The following is a 468-nucleotide window of genomic DNA, read 5'->3' on the forward strand; positions in this document are numbered from 1 at the left end:
CCTATTTCTACGACATGGCGCACAAGCTGGGCGTCGATCGCATGTACGACTACATGACCCGCTTCGGTCTTGGCCAGCGCGTGTCGCTGGACATGTACGAGGAAACCGCCGGGCTGATGCCGTCGCGTGACTGGAAGCGGGCGCGTTATCGCCAGCCCTGGTATCCCGGCGAGACGGTCATTCTCGGCATCGGTCAGGGTTACATGCAGGCCACGCCACTGCAGCTGGCTCAGGCCACGGCGCTGATGGCGACCCGCGGCAAGTGGATTCGCCCACACCTGGCGCGCAGCATCGGTGGCGAGCCGCCGGTGGATCCGGAACCGCTGCCGGATATCCAGCTGCGCGATCCGCGCTTCTGGGATTACGCGACCCACGGCATGGAGCAGGTACTGCACGGCGCCCGGGGTACGGCGCGGAAGGTCGGCGAAAGCTCGGTCTATCGCATCGCCGGCAAGAGCGGTACTGCAC

At 66.0% G+C, this 468-nt stretch carries 1 protein-coding gene; it reads left to right on the top strand.

The window, feature by feature from the left end:
- Positions 1-468 (top strand): penicillin-binding transpeptidase domain-containing protein (locus ACU8YC_RS26910; RefSeq protein ID WP_446896246.1); only part of this gene is annotated, 468 nt, incomplete at both ends.

The organism is Citrobacter sp. VF227 (genome assembly GCF_052950715.1).